The sequence below is a fragment of the Collinsella sp. HCP28S3_G2 genome (genome assembly GCF_052065125.1).
In the GTDB taxonomy this organism is placed as follows: domain Bacteria; phylum Actinomycetota; class Coriobacteriia; order Coriobacteriales; family Coriobacteriaceae; genus Collinsella.
In genome coordinates, this window is the sequence record NZ_JBQHUO010000010.1 from 58,727 (window position 1) to 80,417 (window position 21,691).

Consider the following 21,691-nt stretch of genomic DNA (forward strand, 5'->3'; position numbering starts at 1 on the left):
TGTTGAAAAAAGCGCCCCTCGGCTTGCCGAGAGGCGCTGGTGCGACACGCTGTAACGCGCGGGGCGGAGCAGTGGCGATTAGAAATCGGCGTTGCCCACGGTGCGGGGGTGCGGAAGGACGTCGCGGATGTTGCCCACGCCGGTCAGATACATGACCAAGCGCTCGAAGCCCAGGCCATAGCCGGCGTGTTTGCAGGAGCCATAGCGGCGCAGGTCAAGATAGTACTTGTACTGCTCGGGGGCCATGCCAAGGTCCTTGATGCGGGCCTCGAGCAGGTCCAGGCGCTCCTCGCGCTGGGAGCCGCCGATAATCTCGCCGATACCGGGAACCAGGCAGTCGGCGGCGGCGACGGTCTTGCCGTCGTCGTTCATGCGCATGTAGAAGGCCTTGATCTCGGCCGGGTAGTCGGTCACGAAGGTCGGGCGCTTAAAGTGCTCCTCGGTCAGGAAGCGCTCGTGCTCGGTCTGCAGGTCAATGCCCCAGCTGACAGGATAGTCAAACTTGTGACCGGCGGCGACGGCCTGCTCCAGGATCTCGACGGCCTCGGTGTAGGTGACGCGGGCAAAGTCGGAGTTGGCCACGTGGTTCAGGCGCTCGATCAGGCCCTTGTCCACAAACTTGTTGAGCATGTTGAGCTCGTCGGGGCAAGTGGCCATAACGTCCTTAAGAACGTACTTGAGCATGGCCTCGGCGTTATCCATGTAGTCGTTCAGGTCGGCAAAGGCCATCTCGGGCTCGATCATCCAAAACTCGGCGGCGTGGCGCGTGGTGTTGGAGTTTTCGGCGCGGAAGGTGGGGCCAAAGGTGTACACGTCGCCAAAGGCCATGGCAAAGTTCTCGGCATTGAGCTGGCCGGACACGGTAAGGCTTGCATGCTTGCCAAAGAAGTCCTGGCTCCAGTCGACCTCTCCGGACTCGGTGAGAGGCGGATTTTTGGGGTCGAGCGTGGTCACGCGGAACATCTCGCCGGCGCCCTCGCAGTCACTCGTGGTGATGATGGGGGTGTTGACGTAGACAAAGCCCTGCTCCTGGAAGAAACGGTGGATGGCGGCAGCCGCGACAGAGCGGATGCGGAACACGGCACGGAACAGGTTGGTGCGCGGGCGCAGGTGCTGCTGGGTACGCAGGAACTCGACGGTTGCGCGCTTCTTCTGCAGCGGGTAGTCCGGGGCGCTCGTGCCCTCTACCTCGATGGAGGTGGCAGAAAGCTCGAAAGGCTGGGGCGCATCGGGGGTCAGCTTGACGGTGCCGGTGCAAATGAGTGCAGCCGAGACGTTTTGGTGGGCGATCTCGTCGTAGTTGCCGAGCGTCTCGCGGTTCATGACGACCTGCAGGTCGCGGAAGCAGCTGCCGTCGTTGAGCGTGACGAAGCCAAAGTTCTTCATGTCGCGGACGGACTTGACCCAGCCGGCGACAGTGACGGTCTGGCCGCCGAGCGACTCGGAATCGGCATAGAGCTGCGCGATTTTGGTGCGGTTCACGTATCCTCCCATAGCGGTTGAATGATAGTTATCCATACAGTTCGATATTCTAGCAGCTCGGCTCATTTGGGCTATACAGATAAGGTATTGACGGGACGGTTTTCAAACGAAAAGCGCCCGCGGCCAGATGGTCGTGGGCGCTTGGCGTGTTGCCTATTGGCTGTACGGCGCAGGACTCGTTACTTGGTCTTAGCCACCAGCAGCGGGTCGCCCAGCTTGACGAGCGGGTTGCCGCCGATAAGCGTTCCAGACTCGCCGACATGGTCGATGCTCTTAAGACGATCGAGCTCGGAGATGATGACGGTCACGATGTCCTCGTGGCCAGCGGCCTTAATGGCATCGCGGTCGAAACTGATGAGCGGCTGGCCTGCCTTGACCACATCGCCCATCTCGACAAAGCGGGCAAAACCCTTGCCGTTCATTTGTACGGTGCCCAGGCCGACATGGATGAACACGCGAAGGCCGTCCTCGGTGATCATGCCAATAGAGTGGTTGGTGACGGTGGTGGCGCCGATGCGGCCGTTAGCGGGCGCATAGATGGTGCCGGTGATGGGCTCGATGCCGTAGCCCTGGCCGAGCATACCCGAGGCGATGGTCTCGTCGGGAATCTCGTTTAGATTGACGAGCACACCGTTAACGGGAGCGTAGATGACGCCTTCGCGGGTGGCGAAGCTTGCTGCGGGCGGTACGGACGCCTCGCCCGACGAGTTGAACGTGGACTTGAGCGAATCGAGTAGACCCATAGATGCCTCCAACGTATCAAGTGCGCATGTAGCGCACGCGTAGTTTTGCCGGAAACGTTTCGTGTGTGTTTACCGGCTCGGTCAGCGTCTCTATTTTACGCTGCTCAACGACGGCCCTGAGCTGGGATTATGTGATATATCAGTTGAAGGGAACTTATTACGGATACGTTTCGATGCCGTGCGTCCAAGTGGGGTACGCTTGAAGGCGATACATAACGTGCGCACGAATCGCGCGAAGGGAGCATATATGATCGTCGAGAGCCATGCGCTGTGGGGCGAGGAGCCGACCGATGAATATCCGGCGACGTTTACCTATATGGGGGCCGAACCGCTGCCCGGCAAGCCCAATGGTCGTCGCCCGGCAGTGATCATCTGCGGCGGAGGCGCGTTTACGCACATCGCCCCGCATGAGCAAGATCCGGTGGCGTTTGCCTTTTTGGACCGCGGGTACCAGGCCTTTGTTCTCAACTATGTCACGAGTGGCACGGGTGACGTGAGCTTTCCGCACCCCCAGGCAGATCTTGCCAAGATGGTCGCCACGGTTCGTGCGAATGCCGACGAGTGGCATGTCGATCCCAAGCGCGTGTGCGTTGTGGGCTTTTCGGCGGGCGGCATGATTTGCGCCTCGCTGGCAACGCAGTGGAAGACCGGTCCCTTCGCGGCACTTGCCGGGGCGCGTCCGGACGACATTCGTCCCGATGCCGTGGTGCTGGGCTATCCATTGCTCGACTTTGCCTATGTCCGCGACATGCAGACGCGCGATCCGCGCATCGACTTGCGCGTGCCCAAGACAGGCGGCAAGACGGGGCGCGATTTGCTCAACGACTACCTGTCGATGGTGACCGGCGGCGAGGCCACCGAAGAGCACCTGGCCGATATCTGCCCTACCACGCATGTTTCGCGTCAGATGCCGCCGACCTTTGTGTGGGGCGTGTCCGATGACAAAACAGCGCCGATCGCGCAGGTCTATCCGTTTGCTCAGCGCATGGCCGAGGAGGGCGTCGCTTGCGAGATGCACGTCTTTGACCAAGGCGGTCACGGCCTTTCGCTCGGCAATGCCAATACCGCGGTCGACAACGAGGACAAGCAGGTGGCGGTTCGCCCTTGGATTCGCCTAGCCTTCCGCTTCCTGGAGCGCCATCTGTAAGAGTAAGAGGGCCAGCCCCATCCCGTCCCTCGTAACTTGCGGTGAAATAGTTCCTGTTTTTGCTGGTTAAAGCCCCAAACAGGAACTATTCCACCGTAATTTCGTTTTGATGCCCGGGCCGGAAACCGCGTCCCAGTTTTGCCCCTCAAGGTGGGATACAGTTTCCCGCAGAGGGTCGATCGGGAAAATGCGTCCCGGTCTGAGCGACGATTCCGGGATGCATTTTCCGCAAGATGCCTCAACCGGAAAACGCATCCCGTTTTGAAGCTTCAGAGTGGGACGCGGTTTCCCCGAGAGGCCCCATCGGGAAACTGCATCCCGGAATTCGCCTGAGTAGCGGGATGCAGTTTCCGCAGCAGGCTCGTCTGGAAAACCGGGGTCCGGAATCCCCATTGCAACAATCTGTTGATTGAACGTCGCTGCATGTTCGCGCTATCATGCATGGTTAAAATTGGTTAGCCATGGCAAACGGTTAGCAATGGTGAACATAAATGCAACGCCCTGTGGGCGTCGGGGGAGGAACACGGACGTGAAGCTCGATACACTCGAGATTGGAAAGGACGCCGTTGTCGCATCGGTGGCATCGGACGATCAGGCACTCCGACAGCATATTTTGGACATGGGCTTAACGCCGGGCACCGAAGTCACCATGATGAAGTACGCCCCCATGGGCGACCCGCTCGAGATTCGCCTGCGTGGCTACGAGTTGACGCTGCGCAAAGACGATGCTGCTCGCATTGAGCTCGTGGGTATTCACGACACCGATACGAGCCCGCGCGTTAACGCCGCAATCGGCACGACGGAGCACCCGGCGCTCGGTGAGGGGACGTATTCGCCCCGCGCGGCAAAAACGGCCGTGCCCGAGGGCGCGCCGCTGCACTTTGCCCTCGCCGGCAACCAAAATTGCGGCAAGACCACGCTGTTCAACCAGCTGACGGGTTCCAACCAACATGTCGGTAACTTTCCCGGCGTGACGGTCGACCGCAAGGACGGTACTGTCCGTAACCACCCCGAGGCGAGCGTTACCGACCTGCCCGGTATTTATTCGTTGTCGCCGTACACGGGCGAGGAGATTGTCAGCCGTCAATTCATCCTTGACGAGCATCCCGACGCCATCATCGACATCATCGATGCCACCAATATCGAGCGCAACCTCTACCTGACGCTGCAGCTTATGGAGCTCGACTGCCCCATGGTCATCGCGCTCAACATGATGGACGAGGTGACGGCCAACGGCGGTGCCGTGGACGTCAACCTGCTCGAGAGCCTGTTGGGCGTGCCTGTTGTCCCCATTAGCGCTGCCCGCAACGAGGGTATCGGCGAGCTGGTGGATCACGCTCTGCATGTGGCGCGGTTCCGCGAGCGCCCGGGTCGCCTGGACTTCTGCGCGCCCGATGGCCCGGACGGCGGTGCGCTGCATCGCTGCATCCACGGCATTGCCAACCTGATCGAGGACCATGCCGTGACGGCCCGCATTCCGGTGCGTTTTGCGGCGACCAAGCTGGTTGAGGGCGACGAGCTGGTGACCGAGGCACTTCACCTGGATCGCAACGAACTTGACGCTATCGAGCACATCATTACCCAGATGGAGGGCGAGGCTGGCACCGACCGCCTGTCCGCGCTGGCCGATATGCGCTTTAGCTTTATCGGCGACGTGTGCGGGCGCTGCGTGGTGAAGCCGCACGAGAGCCGCGAGCACGTGCGCTCCGTTAAGATCGACCGCATCCTGACGGGTCGCTACACGGCCATCCCGGCGTTTCTGGTGATCATGGGCCTCGTCTTTTGGCTGACGTTTGGCGTGATCGGCGCGGCGTTGCAGGGACTTATGGAGGACGGCATCGCTGTCATCATCGCCTCGGCCGATGCGGGTCTCAAGGCGTTCGGAACCAACGACGTGGTGCGCTCGCTGGCTGTCGACGGCGTGCTTACGGGCGTGGGCAGCGTGCTGACCTTCCTGCCGATTATCGTCGTGCTCTTCTTGTTCCTCTCCATTCTGGAAGACTCCGGCTACATGGCGCGCGTGGCCTTTGTCATGGATAAGGTGCTGCGTCGCTTTGGACTGTCGGGCCGCAGCTTTGTGCCCATGCTCGTCGGTTTTGGCTGCACCGTGCCGGCTATCATGTCGACCCGTACACTCCCATCCGAGCATGATCGCAAGATGACGGTCATGCTCACGCCGTTCATGAGCTGCTCGGCCAAGTTGCCGGTTTACGGCTTGCTGTGCGGAGCATTCTTCCCGCAGGCGACGGTCCCAGCCATGGTCTCGCTCTATCTGATTGGCATTGCGGTCGGTTGCATCGCGGCTTTGGTGCTCAACCGCACGGCATTTAAGGGCGACCCGGTGCCGTTTATCATGGAGCTTCCCAATTACCGCCTGCCGAGCATCAAGACGACGGTGATGCTGGCGTGGGATAAGGCCAAGGACTTTATTACCAAGGCCTTTACCATCATCTTTGCCGCCACCGTGGTCATCTGGTTCCTCCAGACGTTTGACATCCGCTTTAATGTGGTCGCCGATCAGTCGCAGAGTCTACTTGCCGGTCTGGGTAGCATCATCGCGCCGGCGTTGGCACCGCTTGGCTTTGGCGACTGGCGTGCATCCACGGCGCTCGTCACCGGACTTATCGCCAAGGAGAGCGTCATCTCGACCCTCACCGTGCTTTTGGATGCAACGTCACCCGCGGCGCTGTCGACCATGTTTTCGCCGTTTACCGCCTACGTGTTCTTGGTCTTTACGCTGCTGTACCCGCCCTGCGTGGCGGCAATCGGTGCCGTCAAGAGCGAGTTGGGCGCGCGCTATGCCGTTGCCGTGTTCGCGTTTCAGGTGACGGTCGCCTGGATTGTGGCGTTTGTCGTGCATTCGGCGGGCATATTGCTGGGGTTGGCTTAGCTATTTATTGACGGCGCAACCTCTGTGTATTGAGTTGATTGCGGCCCCGCATCTGTACTGACGGATGCGGGGCCGTTGCTATATAATCGCCCACCGCCCAAGACAATCGGAGAGGTTTCCTACATGACTCAGGCAAGACAAGATGGCATCTCGCTCAAGCAGTGGCTCCCGCTTATCGGGCTTGCCTGCTGCGCGTTCGTGTTCAACACATCGGAGTTCACGCCCATCGGCCTTCTGACTGATATTGCCGTATCGTTCTCGCTCACCGAGGCCCAGGCAGGCATCATGATTTCGGTCTACGCCTGGGGCGTCATGCTGCTGTCGCTTCCGCTTATGGTGTTTGCCTCGCGCTTTGAGTTCAAGCGTATGCTGCTCGGCGTGCTCGCCGTGTTCTCTCTGGGTCAGTTCCTGTCCGCCGTGGCGCCCACCTATCCTATTTTGGTCTGTGCACGCCTGGTGGTCGCTTGCGCACATGCCGTGTTCTGGTCGGTCGCCTCGATTATGGCCTCGCGCCTGGTCGACACCCGTCACGGGGCGCTCGCCATCAGCATGATCGCCACGGGCTCGTCCATCGCGCAGATCTTTGGCCTGCCGATCGGCCGCGCCATCGGGCTGGCTGTGGGCTGGCGCATGACATTCGCTGTGGTCGGGGCCTTCTCTGCCGCCGCGGTGGTGTACCAGGCAGCGGTGTTCCCGGCCATGCCGGCGGGTGAGCGCTTTGCCGTTAAACAGCTGCCCGAGCTGCTCAAGAACCCGTTCCTCATCGCGCTCTACGCGGTCACGGTTTTTATGGCGACCGGCTATTACACAGGCTACAGCTATATCGAGCCCTTCCTGGCGCAGGTCGCGCACGTCGACGCGGGCGCCATTACCATGACGCTGACGGCGTTTGGCTTCTCCGGTCTGGTGGGCAGCTGGCTGTTTGGCCGCCTGTTCGACGGGCACCGCTTCCCGTTTTTGGCTATCACGCTCTCCGGCGTGCCAGCGGCCCTGCTGCTCATGGGTTCGGCCGCATCGTCGCTCGCAGCAGTGCTTGCCGTCTGCGTGCTGTGGGGCTGCTGCGCCACGGCCTTTAACGTGGCATTTCAGGCCGAGCTTATCAAGTACACGCCCGCGGATTCGTCGGCTGTCGCCATGTCGATCTTCTCGGGCCTGTTTAATCTGGGTATCGGCACGGGCACCGCGATCGGCGGCGCCGTGGTTTCGGGCCCCGGTATCGCCTGGATCGGCTTCGCGGGCGGGGCGATTGCCGTCGTGGGCGTCATCCTCGCCATCACGGTGATGTTCCCAGCTATCCGCCGCGCCAAGCCCGTCGCCTAATCACGTTTCCTCATCAGTTGCGGTGAAATACGGACTGCTGGGCCCAATAAACCCGGCAAACAGTCCGTATTTCACCGCAACTTAGAAAGGGGCTGGGGTAGCTAATTTGGGACGGGGCTATTTTAGCTACCTCGCTGAGCATGCGTAAAAGAGGCCGAGGCCGCTCCGGTATGTGCTGGAGTGGCCTCGGTTTTCGTTTTTCTGTCTGCGTATGATCGACCTAGAGCTCGTCTTGGGGGACGACGGCTGTAAGTTTTTCGTTCTCAAATACCGCAGCAAGTCCGTGTTCGGGGTCAAAGCGATAGTTGCACATGAGCGCTGCTTTGCGAGCATCATCGCTTCGCAGTACCACGATGCTGGTCGGAATAACGTATCTAAAGATGTTTGTAATGGGGCCCTCAATCTGATCGCCGTCTCTTTCGAGACAATAATCTTCGATCGCTTCCTTGCTGTCCTCAACGGTATTCCAGCTTGCAAGCAGGGCGTCCTTTGCTTCCTTTTGAATGTCGAGGACGCCTTGGTCCGAGTCGCACTCGTAATAGACGGGGAGCGAGAAATCCCTGCCCCACAGATTCATGCCGTTAGTCATCGAAGCCGCCAATCTGATTCAGTATGTTTTTGATTTCGCTTACGCCGCCGAGATGCCTGCATACGTCGTGAACTTCGGTCGGAACAAGGTAGCACGTTTTCATGTCATTGTGCTCGTGCCAGGTGTACCCATTTGCCTCGCGCCAATTCTTGACATCTTCGTGCGTCCAATCATCTTTGCCATCGCGCTGCTCAAGGTTCCAAGCTTTTGCGCATTCAATGTCTGCCTTTTCATAGTTGCCGACTATGCGCTCGCCATTTTCGCCTATCAGCGAATGCCTATGTTGGCTCATACCTTGTATGGTTACCTTTGCTTCGGCGATGGGGCCGAAATCGGGAATAGCATCTTTGTAATTGATGCCCTCAAGACCTTTGTTTCGAAGAATCTCGCAAACCCTATCGACTGTGGGAACAAACATCGACTCCCCTCGATCGCCCGACCATTTGCCATGGGGATTCTCCGTAGTTGGAGTACGGCCCAGCCGCTCCTTATAAGTCGAAGGATAGTCGCACGATTCCACCGAAGGCTTAATCAATTTGTCGGGATCGAGGGATTCATTGCGGCCGACATTTTTAATCTCAGCCTTGGCTTCTCTTGATTCGGAACCAATAAGCTTGTCGGGATTAAACCCATGCTTATCACTCGGCTTTGCTTCGCCGACTTTCATTTGCCTGAGCTCCACTAGCTCACCTCGCAATTCTCGTTCCAGTTACGCCAGTCGTCATATGACTTTGAATCCTGCATTTGCAGGTACAGGATGTCTGTCATGATGCCCTGAATGATGACCTGCCTGGTGCGGCTGTCGATATCGCGGTTGATGGAAGCCCCGAGCGCCGCTTCTGCCGCTCTTGTCAATTGCTCGGCTTCATTGCTGCTCTTGAGCTCACGTTCGACCGTTTTGACGACATCGGGGAACAGCGCGCTCATAATGGGCGCCAGCTTGGTCATGTGCGGTTCGTTGGGCGGGTTTTGAGCGGTGCGCAGAATACTGACCTTTGTGGATGAGCCGATATGGAGGCGATCGAGCCGTTCGCGAATGCTATGCAGCTCCGCCTTGGTTCCGATGCTGATGCCGTATGCCAACATACGCGCTACGGAAAGAGCGTCATCGTGTTGGTTGTCTGTGGTGTCTTCGATGGGGCGGCTGTACGTAAAGTGCTCGCCATCCTCTGCTTTGGCGATCTTGCAGAGCACCGGCTCAACCCAATCGTTTTGGTAAATGGCCGCAACGCCCTTAGGCAAGCGTGCCAGCTCGACGATCTGTTGGTCGTTGAGGTTGGCAGCGCGACCGGCGAGCTCGCGGTCCGAAAGATCGGGCAGGCGATGGATGATCTTGGTATTTGTGTTGCGAATGGCTGCCATATCGAGAAGGCCGGGCGCCTGGTCGGCGATGATGAAGCCTTCGCCGTATGTGCGCATCTCGGCGATGGCATTTGAGATCATCTCGACGCTCTTGCCTGTCAGGTCGCCGCTCTCCGAGCCTTGGTTGCTCGACGATCGCTTAAGCAGGTTGTGCGCCTCTTCAAGCACGGTCAGATGGCGAAGCGGCTGGTTCATGCCCTTTTTCTCGGCCATGCGATGTTCTTGAAGTTTGAGTACAAGAAGACCCATGAGTAGGGATTTTGTTTCGGCGGAGCCAATGCGCGATAGATCGATGACTGTGTTGGCGTCAAAAAGCACGCTAGCATCGACTTCGTTCGACGAAAGCATCATGCCGTTGAGCCCGTTGGTGAGCGAGTTGAGACGCGTGAGCAGCGACCCCTTGTAGGCGCCTTTATTTTCGGCATCGTACTCGCTGGAGTCGAGAATCTCGCGGACGTTGCGGGCAACATCTGCAAAGCAGGGAAAGAGATCGGCTCCATACGGGTTATCAGAAGCGGCAAGATCCCATCCGCAGTCTTCGTATGACCTGGCGACAGCGTCTTTAAGGACGGCGGGCATGGCGGCGTACATGGGCCAGCAAACATTAAAGATCTCAACGAGTCGGTCGAGGTGCTCCAGCACATGGATGCCGGACGGGAAGCTAAAAGGATTGATGCGCAGGAGCGGTGTGAATTCTGGATTGGTTCCAAAGACGTTTACGTCTTCGCGGCCCCCGTACACGTCCTTGTATTCGCCCTTGGCAGGTTCAATGACAAGAAAGTTGACCTGCTGATCGAGCGCCTGATCGAGGATGCGGCAGACGGTATTGGTCTTTCCTGCGCCGGTGCTGCCCGTAACAAAGGTGTGCGAGGCAAGTGAGTCTTTTGACAGGAACGTCCTAATGCGCTCCTCGCGATGCATATGGAAAACCTTGCCTATGCAAAGGCCTTGTTGGGGCTGCGTGCCATCGAACGTTGAGACATTGCGTCCAAAAGAGGCACACTCGATAACGGGCAGCCCTGGGACGGATTTCTTGGGAAAGTTGAGCGAGTAGGCAAGCTCCTTGCCCGAAAGGGCGGTCGTTGCATCGACTGTTGCTGGGTAAACCGAAAAACTTGGATGTTGATCGAGCAGGGCGGGGGAGAGGGCAAAAACAGGGTGGCGCAAATCGCGAAGGTAGGAACAGACTGCCACAGCGTCGGCGCTTTGCTCTCCGAGGTCTCCGCGCCAGAGGTTTACCGCAGCCTGAGACATATAGGACTCTTTGCCCTGGGTGAGGGCGAGGTAGGTGTGGGCAACGTTATTCGCGACGTTGTGGTCTTCTGACAGCACGTAGGCGCAAAAGTCCCACATGCCGAGTGCCGAGGCAAGGTCGTAGCGTTTCATTTGAAGCTCAAGGATTTCGAGCGCGTGTTGAATGGAGTAGTTCTTAAACGTCTGTGTGATGCCTTCGTCGGCGCCGATGGTGGCGGCGACCGTGCTTGAGCGCGCGAATGATCCGCCAAAGTTGGCGCCAAGATTTACGGCCTGCGAAACGCCGGAAGTTACGGACGCTCCCTTAGAGACAGCCTTGCCAACGCCGCTGGTAACGGCTTTGCCGAGTGAGTTTGATATGGCTTTGCCGGTAGATGAACTTGTGCCTTTTGACGTAGATGTGGAGTGTGACGAGCCCTCGGTATGGCTTGCGGATACGCTTACGCCTATGCTTCCACTTGAGGACTCATTTCTCTCATCGGTGACCGTATCCGTGATGCTTTCGGTCGATGTGGACGAGTCGGTTACGCTCTCGCTGCTCGATTCTGAGGTCGACTCGTTTGTCGAGTCCGTTTCGTTGTAGTTTTGAGCAACAGCCTGATTGCTCCCCACCTGCCTGCCGGCACTCACGCCTGCATTGATGCCAACCGTCGCGGACGATCCGATGGAGTCGTTTTGGTGGTAGGTATAGTTGGTCGTCCATGAGGCATAGGGCGTCAGCAGTGAGTGGAGTTCGGCGAGACGGAGTTTGCGCGATTCGATATCATGGATCGGGGTTGCGAGCAGCACGATAGTGTAGTCTTCGCTCGGCCTGCCAGGCACAATGCCGTCAAGAACTTTTTCAATGGTTTGCGTGACGAACTTCTCGTTCTTTTCGGCCGGAATATTCGAAACGGCGGCAACCGAAGACGAGCGTCGATTGTCTAGACACGGAATGGGGCCTCGGTTGGCGGGTCCCACTTCGGAACCGGGGAAGTTGCCCCTCAAGGCATCCGACATGCGCCGGGAAAAATTATCGGCGTCGATGTTGTCGCGGGCATTGCCGCTGTTGACGACTGCAAGGAATACCTCGGTGCTTGCGCTGGTTCGATTAAAAACCAGCGCAATGTTGCAATCTTCGTCAGAGAGAACGTCGTACACATTTACGAGCTTCTCGAGACTGTCCTCGTTGGGGTCGACGACCCACTTCGTGATATTCATGAAGCGGATGTTGTTGTCGGCGTTAAAGCCCGTGGGGTATTCGATAGAGGGGTCAATCGGCGCGTATACATTTCGTAGCTGCGGCAGATAGGCGTTGTGAAGCTCAACGGCGGCAGTTGCCAAGAGCCGATTGGTGAGCTCGATAGCTTGCTCGTCTGCCGGATTCGGCTTTTCTGACAAGTATGCTGTTCGCTTTTTGTCGACCTCATCGAGTTGGGAGCTGCTGAGTACCGAGACGGTTGCGACCGCGTTGCCGGCTTTATCGGCAGCGCGCATAATCGCGTTTTTGATGCCCATGCGATCAGCCTATTCCTTCCAATTAATGACGCGCGCAATGTACTCTTTTCGATTATTGAGCGTCTCGAGTTTTGCCTCGAGAGCGTTGATCTCCGCGGTTTGCCTGTTGATGTCTTCGACATGGCCATGGAGCACCGGGTTGTAGTCGGTGATATTGCTCGTAATTTGGCCGAGCAGCTCGTTGAGCCATTCGGTAAAGCCGTAGGTATGCTCGCGCTCTGTTTCGGCGCGTGCTTCGCAGAAACACCGTGAGATTTCGCGGTTGAATTTGTCTTCGACTTTCCTAAGCAAAAGCTTGTCAGATTTAAAGATGACACGGTCCATGAGCTTCAGTTCGGTAAAGTCTGCCTTGCTGAAAATGGGACCCTTTGTCTTATTGAGCGCGAGGCCACGATATTTAAGAATGATATCGCCGACCTCTCGGCGCTTCTCTTCGGAAAGAGGATTGTCGCTGCTGGTAGCGATGCGATAGAGGGCATCGCGGCTATGCTCCGCACAATCCTTCCAATAGCTTTGCGACAGCTCATCGATGGTCCGAGCTATTTGCTCGGTACATTCGTCATAGTGATTGATGACCTCGTTAAAGAGCTGGTCGGCGGCATCTTTGTCGGCTGTTCTTTCGGCAGCCTTTGCGTCGGATCTTTTTTGGAGCGCATCGGTGATGTCATCACAAAGGCCTTTGCCAACCTCCGCTAACCCAAATGTTGGGTGAGAGCCGACGTCCTTTTGTGTGTTTGCCGGGCTTCCTTTTATCGAATCGCCGAGCCTATTGAAAAAGTTAGGGGCGATTGAGTCAAACGCTTGCGCGGCTGCGTTCGATCGTTTTGAGTATTCGAGGCGCTCTCGCTTGTCTTCGGTAATGGCGCCTTGACGTGCTTGAAGCGTGTCAAGGTTGGTTTTCCACTGCTCGGCGGAAACGTTCCTGTCGATGGCGTCGGCATAGCTGGCCGAGGAGTCCAGCCTTGCATGCTCTCTGCAGTCTTCGAGCTGGTTGATGAGATTGCGCTTATCCTCTTCGAGCTCGGCTTCTCGCTGTGCTTTCTTTTGTTCGAGGTCGGTTTTCTTATTGGCAATCTCTTCTTCGGTTATGCTGACAATTTCTTGTAGGAGCGATTCCGACCTGCTGCATTTGTTATATGCGGAGTACCGCTCGGCAAACAGGCGTATCTCGTTTTCGATACAAAAGAGTCCGCTGTTGGCAAGAAGGAGGTCCTTGCAAGCCTCGGATTCGCGGTTGGTTCTGCGCAAGATCTGTCCTGGAAGGATGTCGTAGCGGTAGAGCGTTTTGTAGAAGCGGCTTGTCGGGTCGGTGTATTTACGCTGCTGGTCTTCGAATTTTTCGGCATAGTTGTCGCTTATAAACTCGCTGGAGTTCTTTGAGCCTAGGCCGAGGATGGAAGAAACAAAGTAGATACCTTGCCCGTAAAGGCTGGCCGGAATGGACCAACGCATGATTTGCGAGACGGCTTCATCGTCGAACCCGCCTTTGGGAAGGTCGGCGGAATCTGCTTTGTTGACTACGATCATGGCAAAGCGTTCATCGATTGCGGGGATCTGCTCTATTTCGTTGGAGAGGTTCTTGTTGTCCTCCGTGTCGAGTGAGTTGTACTCCGCAACGAAAATGGGAAGGCCATTCGAGAGGCCCTCCATTGCCTGTTTGAGCACTCGGGCGTGATCGGCGTTGGAGGCAGAGTTTGAGCCCGGGGTGTCAAAGATGACAAACTCTCTGTCATGGGGCCACGGGTCGGTATCGCTAAAGGGGACTTCGATTCTGATCAGATCGGAGATAGTCCGGTCGTCTTCATCGGCATGATATGAGTTAAGAACCTTGAGAGCGCTGTTCATATGGGAGGCCATGCCGGCTGTGGAACCGGCAACCTTGGTTGCGATTTTGTCGTAGAGGGGGTCCCCCACAAGCTCTTTGTTTTCCATGAGGCCATCAAGATTAAAGCGCAGCAAGAATCGCCTGTTGCCACAGGAGAATTGAACCATCGCGCGATCTCGGTCTTTTGAACGTTTGATTTGGAATATGCGGGCCGTTACAGGCTCGTCGCCGCTGGGAAGGATCTCCATGCCAATGAGGGCGTTGATGAACGTCGATTTGCCTGCACTATAGTTGCCGAGTACACACAGCGGGATGATGTCGCTCGAGACATCGGTGAACTTTCTAATTTGCTCAGAGACTTTTGTTCGCTCGGAGACTGATTCGTCTACAAGCCCCTGGATTTCCCTGAAGACTTCGACAATTTCTGGCAAGACGTCTCGGGCGTTTGATAGATAACGCTCGTCTCGTATGGCCTCGTATGTGTTGGCGCGTGGCCCTTCGGTGCAGATGGCGAGCAACTCCTGCCATTCGTCATCCGCGCCTTCAAAATGCAATTCGATTTTGTCGCCGCCGCCGAACTCTTTGGCGAGGATGTCGATGATCTCTTCGGCCTTAAAGGGGAAGAATCCGTTAACGATCTTTGTGCTATGGAGCGCGCTATTGGGATTTGTAGATGTCGTTATTTCTTGCCAGCCGTTATCCCATCGGAAGAACCGAACAGTTTCTTGATATGGATTGCTGACGATCTTGATTTTAATGTCTGCCATCGTTCAACTGCCTTTGTAGGTCAGGTGTGGGAATATGCCGCCTTCATCATAGGATAGCCACCCGTGCGGACACCTCTCTATTCGCTCAGCGGCATCTGGGCAGTACCATTTATTTGGCAAGAATCTCGCCATCACCGTGCTGTTCCCGGCCATACGCTGCGCCAAGCCCGTCCCAAATTAACTACCCTGCTGGGCCTACAATGGATGTCGTTGTGTTGAGCTTACCGGGAGGTTGCTATGTGGGCATACGAGACGACGTTCTATCAAATCTATCCGCTGGGCTTTTGTGGAGCTCCGCGCGAGAACGTCGCGCCCGTTGCCGAGGATGAGCTTGCCCAGGCTGCCAACGACGCGCCCAACCCCGATGCCCCCATCATGAAAATCGCCCAATGGGCCGACTACCTGCAGGAACTAGGTATTGGCGCTGTGCTCATCAACCCACCGCTCGAGTCCGATAGCCATGGCTACGACACGCGCAGCCTGCGCCACATCGACCGTCGCCTGGGTGGGGATGCCGACTTTGCCGCCGTGTGCGAGACGCTGCATGCCCACGGCATCCGCGTGGTGCTCGACGCCGTCTTCAACCACGTCGGTCGCGGCTTTTGGGCCTTCCGCGATGTGCAGGAGCGCAAGTGGGACTCGCCCTACAAGGACTGGTTCCACATCAGCTTTGACGGCGACTCGTGCTACGGCGACGGCTTTTGGTACGAGGGCTGGGAAGGCCATTTTGAGCTTGTGAAGCTCAACCTGCAAAACCCCGCCGTGGTCGATTACCTGCTCGAGTCCGTGCGCCGCTGGGCCGATGTCTTTGGCGTCGACGGTCTGCGCCTGGACGTCGCCTATATGCTCGACCGCGACTTTATGCGCCGCCTGCACGCCTTTGCCCGTGAGCTCAAGCCCGACTTTGTGCTGATCGGCGAGACGCTCCACGGCGACTACAACCAGATCGTCAACGACGAGATGCTCGACTCCTGCACCAACTACGAGTGTTACAAGGGACTGTACTCCAGCTTTAACTCGATCAACATGTTCGAGATCGCCCACTCGCTGCACCGTCAGTTTGGCGGCGACCCGTGGTGCATCTACCGCGGCAAGCACCTGCTGTCGTTTGTCGACAACCACGACGTGCCACGCCTGGCGAGCATCCTTACCGACAAGTCGTGCCTGCGTCCCGCCTATGGCATGCTCTTTGGCATGCCGGGCATCCCGTGCATCTACTATGGCAGCGAGTGGGGAATTGCTGGCGAAAAGGGCGGCCCCGATGGCGACTGGGCGCTGCGCCCTGCGCTCGATGAGCCTGCACCCAACGAGCTGACGGCGTTCGTCACACAGCTTGCGCACCTGCGCTCGGCCGACGATGCGGCGGCACGCGCTCTCAGCTACGGCGCCTATCGCAACGTGGTGATCCAGAACAAGCAGCTGCTGTTCGAGCGCGCCTGCGACGACGCGACGGTGCTCGTGGCGGTCAATGCCGTGAACGAGCCTTATACCTTTGGAGCCGGCGAACTCAACGGTTCCTTCGTCGACCTACTTGCCGACGATGCACCCACGGTCGAGCTGACGGGTGCGCTTGAACTTGCGCCCTACGAGGTGCGCTATCTGTTGAGGGCCTAGGTCATGGCGGCGTCAGACGAGGGCTATCAACATATTGAGCATGGGTTTGAGCCCGTGTTTGACCAGCACTCGCGCGTTTTGGTGCTCGGGTCGTTTCCCTCGGTGCTTTCGCGCGCCAATGCCTTTTATTACGGCAACCCTCAGAATCGCTTTTGGCGCGTGATGGCCGCGTGCCTTGGTGTGCCTGTACCACCCAACGAGGGCGACCCTTTGGTGGGCGGCGAGCCCGCGACGCTCGACGCCTCTATTGCCGCCAAGCGATCCATGCTGCTGAACGGTGGTGTGGCCCTGTGGGATGTGATCGAGAGCTGCGACATTAAGGGGTCGAGCGACGCGAGCATCAAAAACGTTGTGCCGGCATATATCGAACGTATCACTGGAGCTGCGCCCATCGAGCGGGTGGTATGCAACGGAGGTACGGCGGGGCGCCTCTATAAGCGCTATCTACAAGAACGCACCGGACTGCCCGCCATCGTCCTCCCCTCGACAAGTCCCGCTAACGCGGCCTGGCGCCTGGAGCGGCTTGTCGATCGCTGGCTCGAGGCAGTTGACTGGACCGCACGGTAATCTAGATCCTTGATTGATTATGGGCGCCGAGGCGTTTGATGATGGCACGCCAGATTGGTGCGGGCACGGCGGGCTTGACGCGCACCATGCCGTCGACATCGACACTATCGGCATCGCCGCCGCCAAGCAGCTGCGCATGTTCAATGGAACAGCCCATGCGCACGGCGCCTACAAGCTTATCCATCGCTTCGGAAAATGGCCGGCGTAAGAGGCCCATACGCGGGGAGTGGCGAAGTGCCGCAATACCGCTGCCGGCGCAGATGACAACGCCACCGCACCATGGCAGGTCACGTAGAATACATGCCCGGTACAGGTGGTCGAGGACTTCGTCCGCCTGCTTGTTGTTTTTTGACAGGGCCTGGACGACGACATAGACGCGTGTCTCTGTATCCCCGAAGCGATCGAGTACCTGCTCGACAGCGATCATCGCCTCATCATCAAATGCATCATCAACAGCGAACACCATGCCATCGACAACACCGGCATCATCCGCCTCCAAATCGACCGGACGGGGGAGCGCGGTGCCGGAAAGCTGAGCATAGGCGGCGATGGCATCCTGCAGGTCCCAAAGCAAAAACTCAAGATCGGCGCTCTCGGGAATACTGATATATGCAATGGTTTGCAGCGTTTTTGGTACATCGCCGCGCGCGGTCGTCTCCATGCCATTTCCTTTCCGGTTGGTTTCCGTTTAGGTTACATCGTCTGGTGGCGCGTGGGCGCGCTATCCTAGTGCAACCCTTACGAAAGGAATGCCATGCGACTGCCCATGAACACCTCGCTTGCCACGCTTAAGCCCTCCGGTATCCGCCGGATCAACGCACTTGCCGCCCAGCATCCGGGGTGCATCGCGCTCGCGCTTGGCGAGCCCGATTTTCCCACGCCCGATGTGATTAGCGCCGAGGTGACCGCCGCGCTGGGCCGCGGCGACACGCACTATCCGCCCAACAACGGTCGCCCCGCCCTGCGCGAGGCGCTGTCTACCTACATGGGAGACGCGGGCCTTACGTTTTCGGCCGACGAGGTCATCCTGACCGACGGCGCGACCGAGGCCCTGTCGGCAACATTTATGGCCATGCTCAACCCCGGCGACGAGGTTATTATCCCCACGCCGGCCTTTGGCCTGTACGAGAGCATCGTCGTGGCCAACCACGCCAAGGCGGTCTTTTTGGATACGGAGCCCGCGCAATTTCAGATTGACGAGGAAGCGCTTCGCGCCTGCGTGACGCCGGCGACTAAGGCCATCGTCATCTGCACGCCCAACAATCCTACGGGCTGTATCCTCGACGCGGCATCGCTCGACGCCGTGGCACACGTGGCAGAGCAAGCGGGCATCTACGTAATCTGCGACGACGTATATAACCGCCTGGTCTATGTGGATGGCTATGAGCGCTTTGCCCAGCGCCACCCGGAGCTACGCGAGCAGACGGTGGTCATCGAGAGCTTCTCCAAGCCATGGGCTATGACCGGCTGGCGCTTGGGCTGGCTCGCAGCTGCAGCCCCCGTCATCGCCGAGATCGCAAAAGCTCACCAATACTTAGTATCGAGCGCCGTCTCCTTTGAGATGGACGCCGCAGCCCGAGCCCTGACCGTCGACCCAACCCCCATGCTCAAAGTCTACCGAGCTCGCCGCGAACGCGTGCTCGCAGCCTTAGACACCATGGGCCTCGACGTAGTGGAACCAGCCGGCGCCTTCTACGCTTTCCCCAGCATCAAACAATTCGGCCTAACAAGCGAAGACTTCTGCATCAAAGCCATCAAAGAAGCCAACGTAGCCCTAGTCCCCGGAGACTGCTTCGGAACCGAAGGCCACGTCCGCTTAAGCTACTGCGTCTCCGACCAAGATCTGGACGAAGGCCTCCGCCGCCTGTCCACCTTCGTCTCAACCCTATAACCATCAGGGACGCAACGCTTCAGCCTACCGACTTAAGGATTGTGAGTGGGGCGCGTCGCTCAACGGGCACGAGGATTCGCAGCAAAGTTACCGCAGCTCCGGTCCGAGGGGGCCGGGTTGAGATTTTCGTAGATTCCGCACGAGCCGAAGGCCACTTAATGTGGCCTTCGTGCGAGCCAGGACTTGACCGAGCGAAAATCTCAACCCGGCCCCCTCGGACCGGAGCGTATGCAGGGTTTGTGTACGAATCCTCGCGCCCGTTGACCGACGCCGGGGTCCCCGCCATAATACTTTCGGTTCACGCACGAATCCGCTGCCAGAGACAGCCGGTGCAAACGGGCATTGCCCGCGAGCTCAATGGGATATCCCGCCAGCCGAGGTGGTCGAGTAGATATGTCTTCTCGCCCCCGTCGCTCATGCAGCGCGGGGGCTTTCTTTTTGGACATGCCCCCGTCACGTCCTTGTGGCGGACCGTGCCCGGAAAGAATTCGAGGAGGTGTAATTCATGCCCCAGCAGTACAAAATCGACAAGGTTGCAGAGATCGAGTCCCGTATCGCCGAGAATGCCGGTCTGTTCGTCGTCAACTACAACGGTCTGACGGTTAAGCAGGCTCAGGAGCTGCGTCATCAGCTTCGCGAGTGCGGCGCCGAGATGAAGGTCTACAAGAACAACCTGGTCAAGATCGCTCTCAAGAACCAGGAGCAGCCCGAGCTCGACGAGATCCTCGCCGGCCCCGTCGCTTATGTGTTCTACGAGACCGAGCCGGTCGAGGCCGCTAAGACCCTTAAGGACTTCTCCGCTAAGTCCAAGGGCGTCCTTGAGATCAAGGGCGGTATCTCCGACGGCAAGGCCGTTTCCGCTGATGATGTTAAGGCTATCGCCGAGCTGCCCACCAAGGACCAGCTTCTCGGCCAGATCGCCGGTCTCATCTCCGGTTTCGCTCGCGACATCGCTGTCTGCGTCAACGGCGTTTCCTCTGGTCTCGCTCGTTCGATCCAGCAGGTCTCCGAGCAGAAGGCAGCCTAGTCGCTGTTTTCACCCGCGGCGGCAACGCCGCACCCCTGGCGCATTCGCGCCGTGTTTTAACTGATCTCCGTGCACAGACACGGAAACCGAAAGGACTTAGAAATGGCTAAGCTTACCACCGATGAGATCATCGATGCTCTTAAGGAAATGACCCTTCTCGAGGCTTCCGAGCTCGTTAAGGCTATCGAGGACACCTTCGGCGTTTCCGCCGCTGCTCCTGCCGCTGTTGTCGCCGCTCCCGCTGCTGGCGCTGCTGAGGCCGAGGAGAAGACCGAGTTTGACGTCGTGCTCGAGGGCTTCGGCGACAACAAGATCCAGGTCATCAAGGCCGTCCGTGAGCTCACCAACCTTGGCCTGAAGGAGGCCAAGGAGGTCGTCGAGAGCGCTCCCAAGGCTGTTCTCGAGGGCGCCAAGAAGGAGGACGCCGAGGCTGCCAAGGAGAAGCTCGAGGCTGCTGGCGCTGCTGTCACCCTCAAGTAATCAGGCTTTCTCGCCAGATTTCTTTGCAGACGGGGTTCGCATTGCGAGCCCCGTCTTTTTTGTTTTGCCCCCTCATTCCCATTGCTCGGCACGCAGAACACCGCTGTCTTCGCCGTGCCAATCCCGTTACCGCTGGGGCATAAAATTGCACCATTCGAGCAATAATTTGCGTTGACCTGCTGAAGAATTGCGTTTGCCTTACGGCGACGTATGTCTCCGGCGGTAAGATACTTCGGTATCGCAATTTGGTCTGCGGCCGCCGTGCCGCACGCTTGGGGCGCTTTGCGCCTGCGAAAGGATCCTTGAATAATATGAAGGCAATCATCCCCGCCGCCGGTCTAGGCACGCGTTTTCTGCCTGGCACTAAGTGCACGCCCAAAGAGATGCTGCCGGTTCTCGACAAGCCGGTTATCCAGTACGTCGTTGAGGAGGCGCTCGCTCCCGAGGAGGTCGATGATGCTATCATCGTCACCTCTCCTGGCAAGCCCGAGCTGTTGAACTACTTCCAGCCCGATCGTTCGCTCGAGAACCTGCTGCGCGAGCGCGGCAAAGATGCATATGCCGATGCCGTTGCCCACGCAGGCGGTATGCCGGTCGACTTCCGTTATCAGTACGAGCCCAAGGGCCTCGGCCATGCCATTCGCTCGGCGGCCGATGCTGTGGCGGGGGAGAACTTCCTGGTTCTTCTGGGCGACTACGTTGTGCCCAACCATGACATTTGCGACAAGATGCTTGCCGTCTCCAAGGAGCATGGCGGCGCTTCGGTTATCGCTGTTGCCGCGTGTGCTCCCGAGGAGGTCAGCCGCTATGGCGTTATCGCCGGCGAGCGCGTGGGCTCCCTCGAGGGCGCTGAGGGCGTTGGCGATGCCGAGCCTGGCGCCGTGTGGCGTATCGGCGGCTTGGTGGAGAAGCCTGCTCCCGAGGCTGCGCCTTCTAACCTTTACATCGTCGGACGCTATCTGCTGAGCCCGCTGGTCATGGAGCTGCTTGCCGACCAGCAGGCCGGCAAGGGCGGCGAGATCCAGCTGACCGACGCCATGGCCCGTTCGCTCGACCGCGAGGCCATGTACGCCGTCGTCATCGATCCTCTGTCGGGCTACGACACCGGCACGCCTTCTGGCTGGATGGCCACCAACGCCCTTATGGCCGCAAGCGATCCTCGCTTTGCCGATGCCTTCTGGGATGCCATCGACGAGCGCGGCGGCTTGATGCGCAAGTAAACAGCGCTTACGGGTG

Annotated in this window: 16 protein-coding genes; 9 read left to right on the forward strand and 7 right to left on the reverse strand. The window is 58.4% G+C overall.

The window, feature by feature from the left end:
- Positions 1-78 precede the first annotated feature (78 nt).
- Both asnS and ACTNB2_RS06920 read right to left on the reverse strand, forming a co-directional pair.
- The gene (asnS, locus tag ACTNB2_RS06915) at positions 79-1,482 is read right to left on the reverse strand and encodes an asparagine--tRNA ligase (RefSeq protein WP_427718399.1); all 1,404 of its coding nucleotides are present in this window, start codon (positions 1,480-1,482) and stop codon (positions 79-81) included.
- Positions 1,483-1,661: 179 nt separating this feature from the next.
- Positions 1,662-2,225: a PTS sugar transporter subunit IIA gene (locus tag ACTNB2_RS06920; protein ID WP_154514730.1), complete on the reverse strand. Its 564-nt coding sequence runs from the start codon at positions 2,223-2,225 to the stop codon at positions 1,662-1,664.
- Between the two features lie 247 nt (positions 2,226-2,472).
- On the opposite strand from ACTNB2_RS06920, the gene ACTNB2_RS06925 reads away from it, so the two are divergent.
- The 3 genes from ACTNB2_RS06925 (at position 2,473) to ACTNB2_RS06935 (ending at position 7,582) form a co-directional block, all read left to right on the forward strand.
- The gene (locus ACTNB2_RS06925) at positions 2,473-3,372 is read left to right on the forward strand and encodes an alpha/beta hydrolase (protein ID WP_441042016.1); all 900 of its coding nucleotides are present in this window, start codon (positions 2,473-2,475) and stop codon (positions 3,370-3,372) included.
- A gap of 478 nt (positions 3,373-3,850) precedes the next feature.
- Positions 3,851-6,262: a ferrous iron transport protein B gene (feoB, locus tag ACTNB2_RS06930; RefSeq protein ID WP_441042017.1), complete on the forward strand. Its 2,412-nt coding sequence runs from the start codon at positions 3,851-3,853 to the stop codon at positions 6,260-6,262.
- 123 nt (positions 6,263-6,385) lie between these two features.
- Positions 6,386-7,582 carry an MFS transporter gene (locus tag ACTNB2_RS06935; RefSeq protein ID WP_441042018.1) on the forward strand — a complete coding sequence of 399 codons (1,197 nt, stop codon included), beginning with the start codon at positions 6,386-6,388 and terminating at the stop codon, positions 7,580-7,582.
- Positions 7,583-7,802: 220 nt separating this feature from the next.
- Here ACTNB2_RS06935 and ACTNB2_RS06940 read toward each other — a convergent pair whose 3' ends face one another.
- The 4 genes from ACTNB2_RS06940 to ACTNB2_RS06955 are packed head-to-tail and all read right to left on the reverse strand — an operon-like array spanning position 7,803 to position 14,876.
- Positions 7,803-8,171 (reverse strand): DUF6985 domain-containing protein, encoded by a 369-nt coding sequence (locus ACTNB2_RS06940; RefSeq protein ID WP_154514722.1) that lies wholly within the window; start codon positions 8,169-8,171, stop codon positions 7,803-7,805.
- Positions 8,164-8,853 (reverse strand): HNH endonuclease signature motif containing protein, encoded by a 690-nt coding sequence (locus tag ACTNB2_RS06945; protein ID WP_441042019.1) that lies wholly within the window; start codon positions 8,851-8,853, stop codon positions 8,164-8,166. Before ACTNB2_RS06945 ends, ACTNB2_RS06940 begins: the two co-directional genes overlap by 8 nt.
- Entirely contained in the window at positions 8,853-12,284 is a 3,432-nt protein-coding gene (locus ACTNB2_RS06950; RefSeq protein WP_441042021.1) for an ATP-binding protein, read from the reverse strand. The genes ACTNB2_RS06945 and ACTNB2_RS06950 overlap by 1 nt, the downstream gene beginning before the upstream one ends.
- Positions 12,285-12,293: 9 nt before the next feature.
- The gene (locus ACTNB2_RS06955) at positions 12,294-14,876 is read right to left on the reverse strand and encodes a dynamin family protein (protein WP_441042023.1); all 2,583 of its coding nucleotides are present in this window, start codon (positions 14,874-14,876) and stop codon (positions 12,294-12,296) included.
- 237 nt (positions 14,877-15,113) lie between these two features.
- Here ACTNB2_RS06955 and ACTNB2_RS06960 point away from each other — a divergent pair, with 237 nt between their 5' ends.
- Together ACTNB2_RS06960 and ACTNB2_RS06965 are read left to right on the forward strand one after the other, a co-directional pair.
- A complete protein-coding gene (locus tag ACTNB2_RS06960) occupies positions 15,114-16,490 on the forward strand; it encodes an alpha-amylase family glycosyl hydrolase (protein ID WP_441042024.1) in 1,377 nt (458 codons plus the stop codon).
- A 3-nt stretch (positions 16,491-16,493) separates the two neighbouring features.
- Complete coding sequence (locus ACTNB2_RS06965) at positions 16,494-17,057, forward strand: uracil-DNA glycosylase family protein (protein WP_441042026.1); 564 nt, start codon at positions 16,494-16,496, stop codon at positions 17,055-17,057.
- A 1-nt stretch (position 17,058) separates the two neighbouring features.
- Here the strand turns inward: ACTNB2_RS06965 and ACTNB2_RS06970 are convergent, their stop codons facing one another.
- Entirely contained in the window at positions 17,059-17,718 is a 660-nt protein-coding gene (locus tag ACTNB2_RS06970; protein ID WP_441042028.1) for a hypothetical protein, read from the reverse strand.
- Between the two features lie 93 nt (positions 17,719-17,811).
- Between ACTNB2_RS06970 and ACTNB2_RS06975 the strand changes: the two genes are divergently transcribed.
- The 4 genes from ACTNB2_RS06975 (at position 17,812) to ACTNB2_RS06990 (ending at position 21,675) form a co-directional block, all read left to right on the forward strand.
- Complete coding sequence (locus ACTNB2_RS06975; RefSeq protein ID WP_441042030.1) at positions 17,812-18,948, forward strand: pyridoxal phosphate-dependent aminotransferase; 1,137 nt, start codon at positions 17,812-17,814, stop codon at positions 18,946-18,948.
- Between the two features lie 505 nt (positions 18,949-19,453).
- Positions 19,454-19,975, forward strand: a complete 522-nt coding sequence (gene rplJ, locus ACTNB2_RS06980; protein WP_117646079.1) for a 50S ribosomal protein L10 — start codon at positions 19,454-19,456, stop codon at positions 19,973-19,975.
- Positions 19,976-20,077: 102 nt separating this feature from the next.
- Positions 20,078-20,455 carry a 50S ribosomal protein L7/L12 gene (gene rplL, locus ACTNB2_RS06985; protein ID WP_154514707.1) on the forward strand — a complete coding sequence of 126 codons (378 nt, stop codon included), beginning with the start codon at positions 20,078-20,080 and terminating at the stop codon, positions 20,453-20,455.
- Positions 20,456-20,766: 311 nt separating this feature from the next.
- Complete coding sequence (locus ACTNB2_RS06990; protein WP_154514705.1) at positions 20,767-21,675, forward strand: UTP--glucose-1-phosphate uridylyltransferase; 909 nt, start codon at positions 20,767-20,769, stop codon at positions 21,673-21,675.
- Positions 21,676-21,691: the final 16 nt, after the last annotated feature.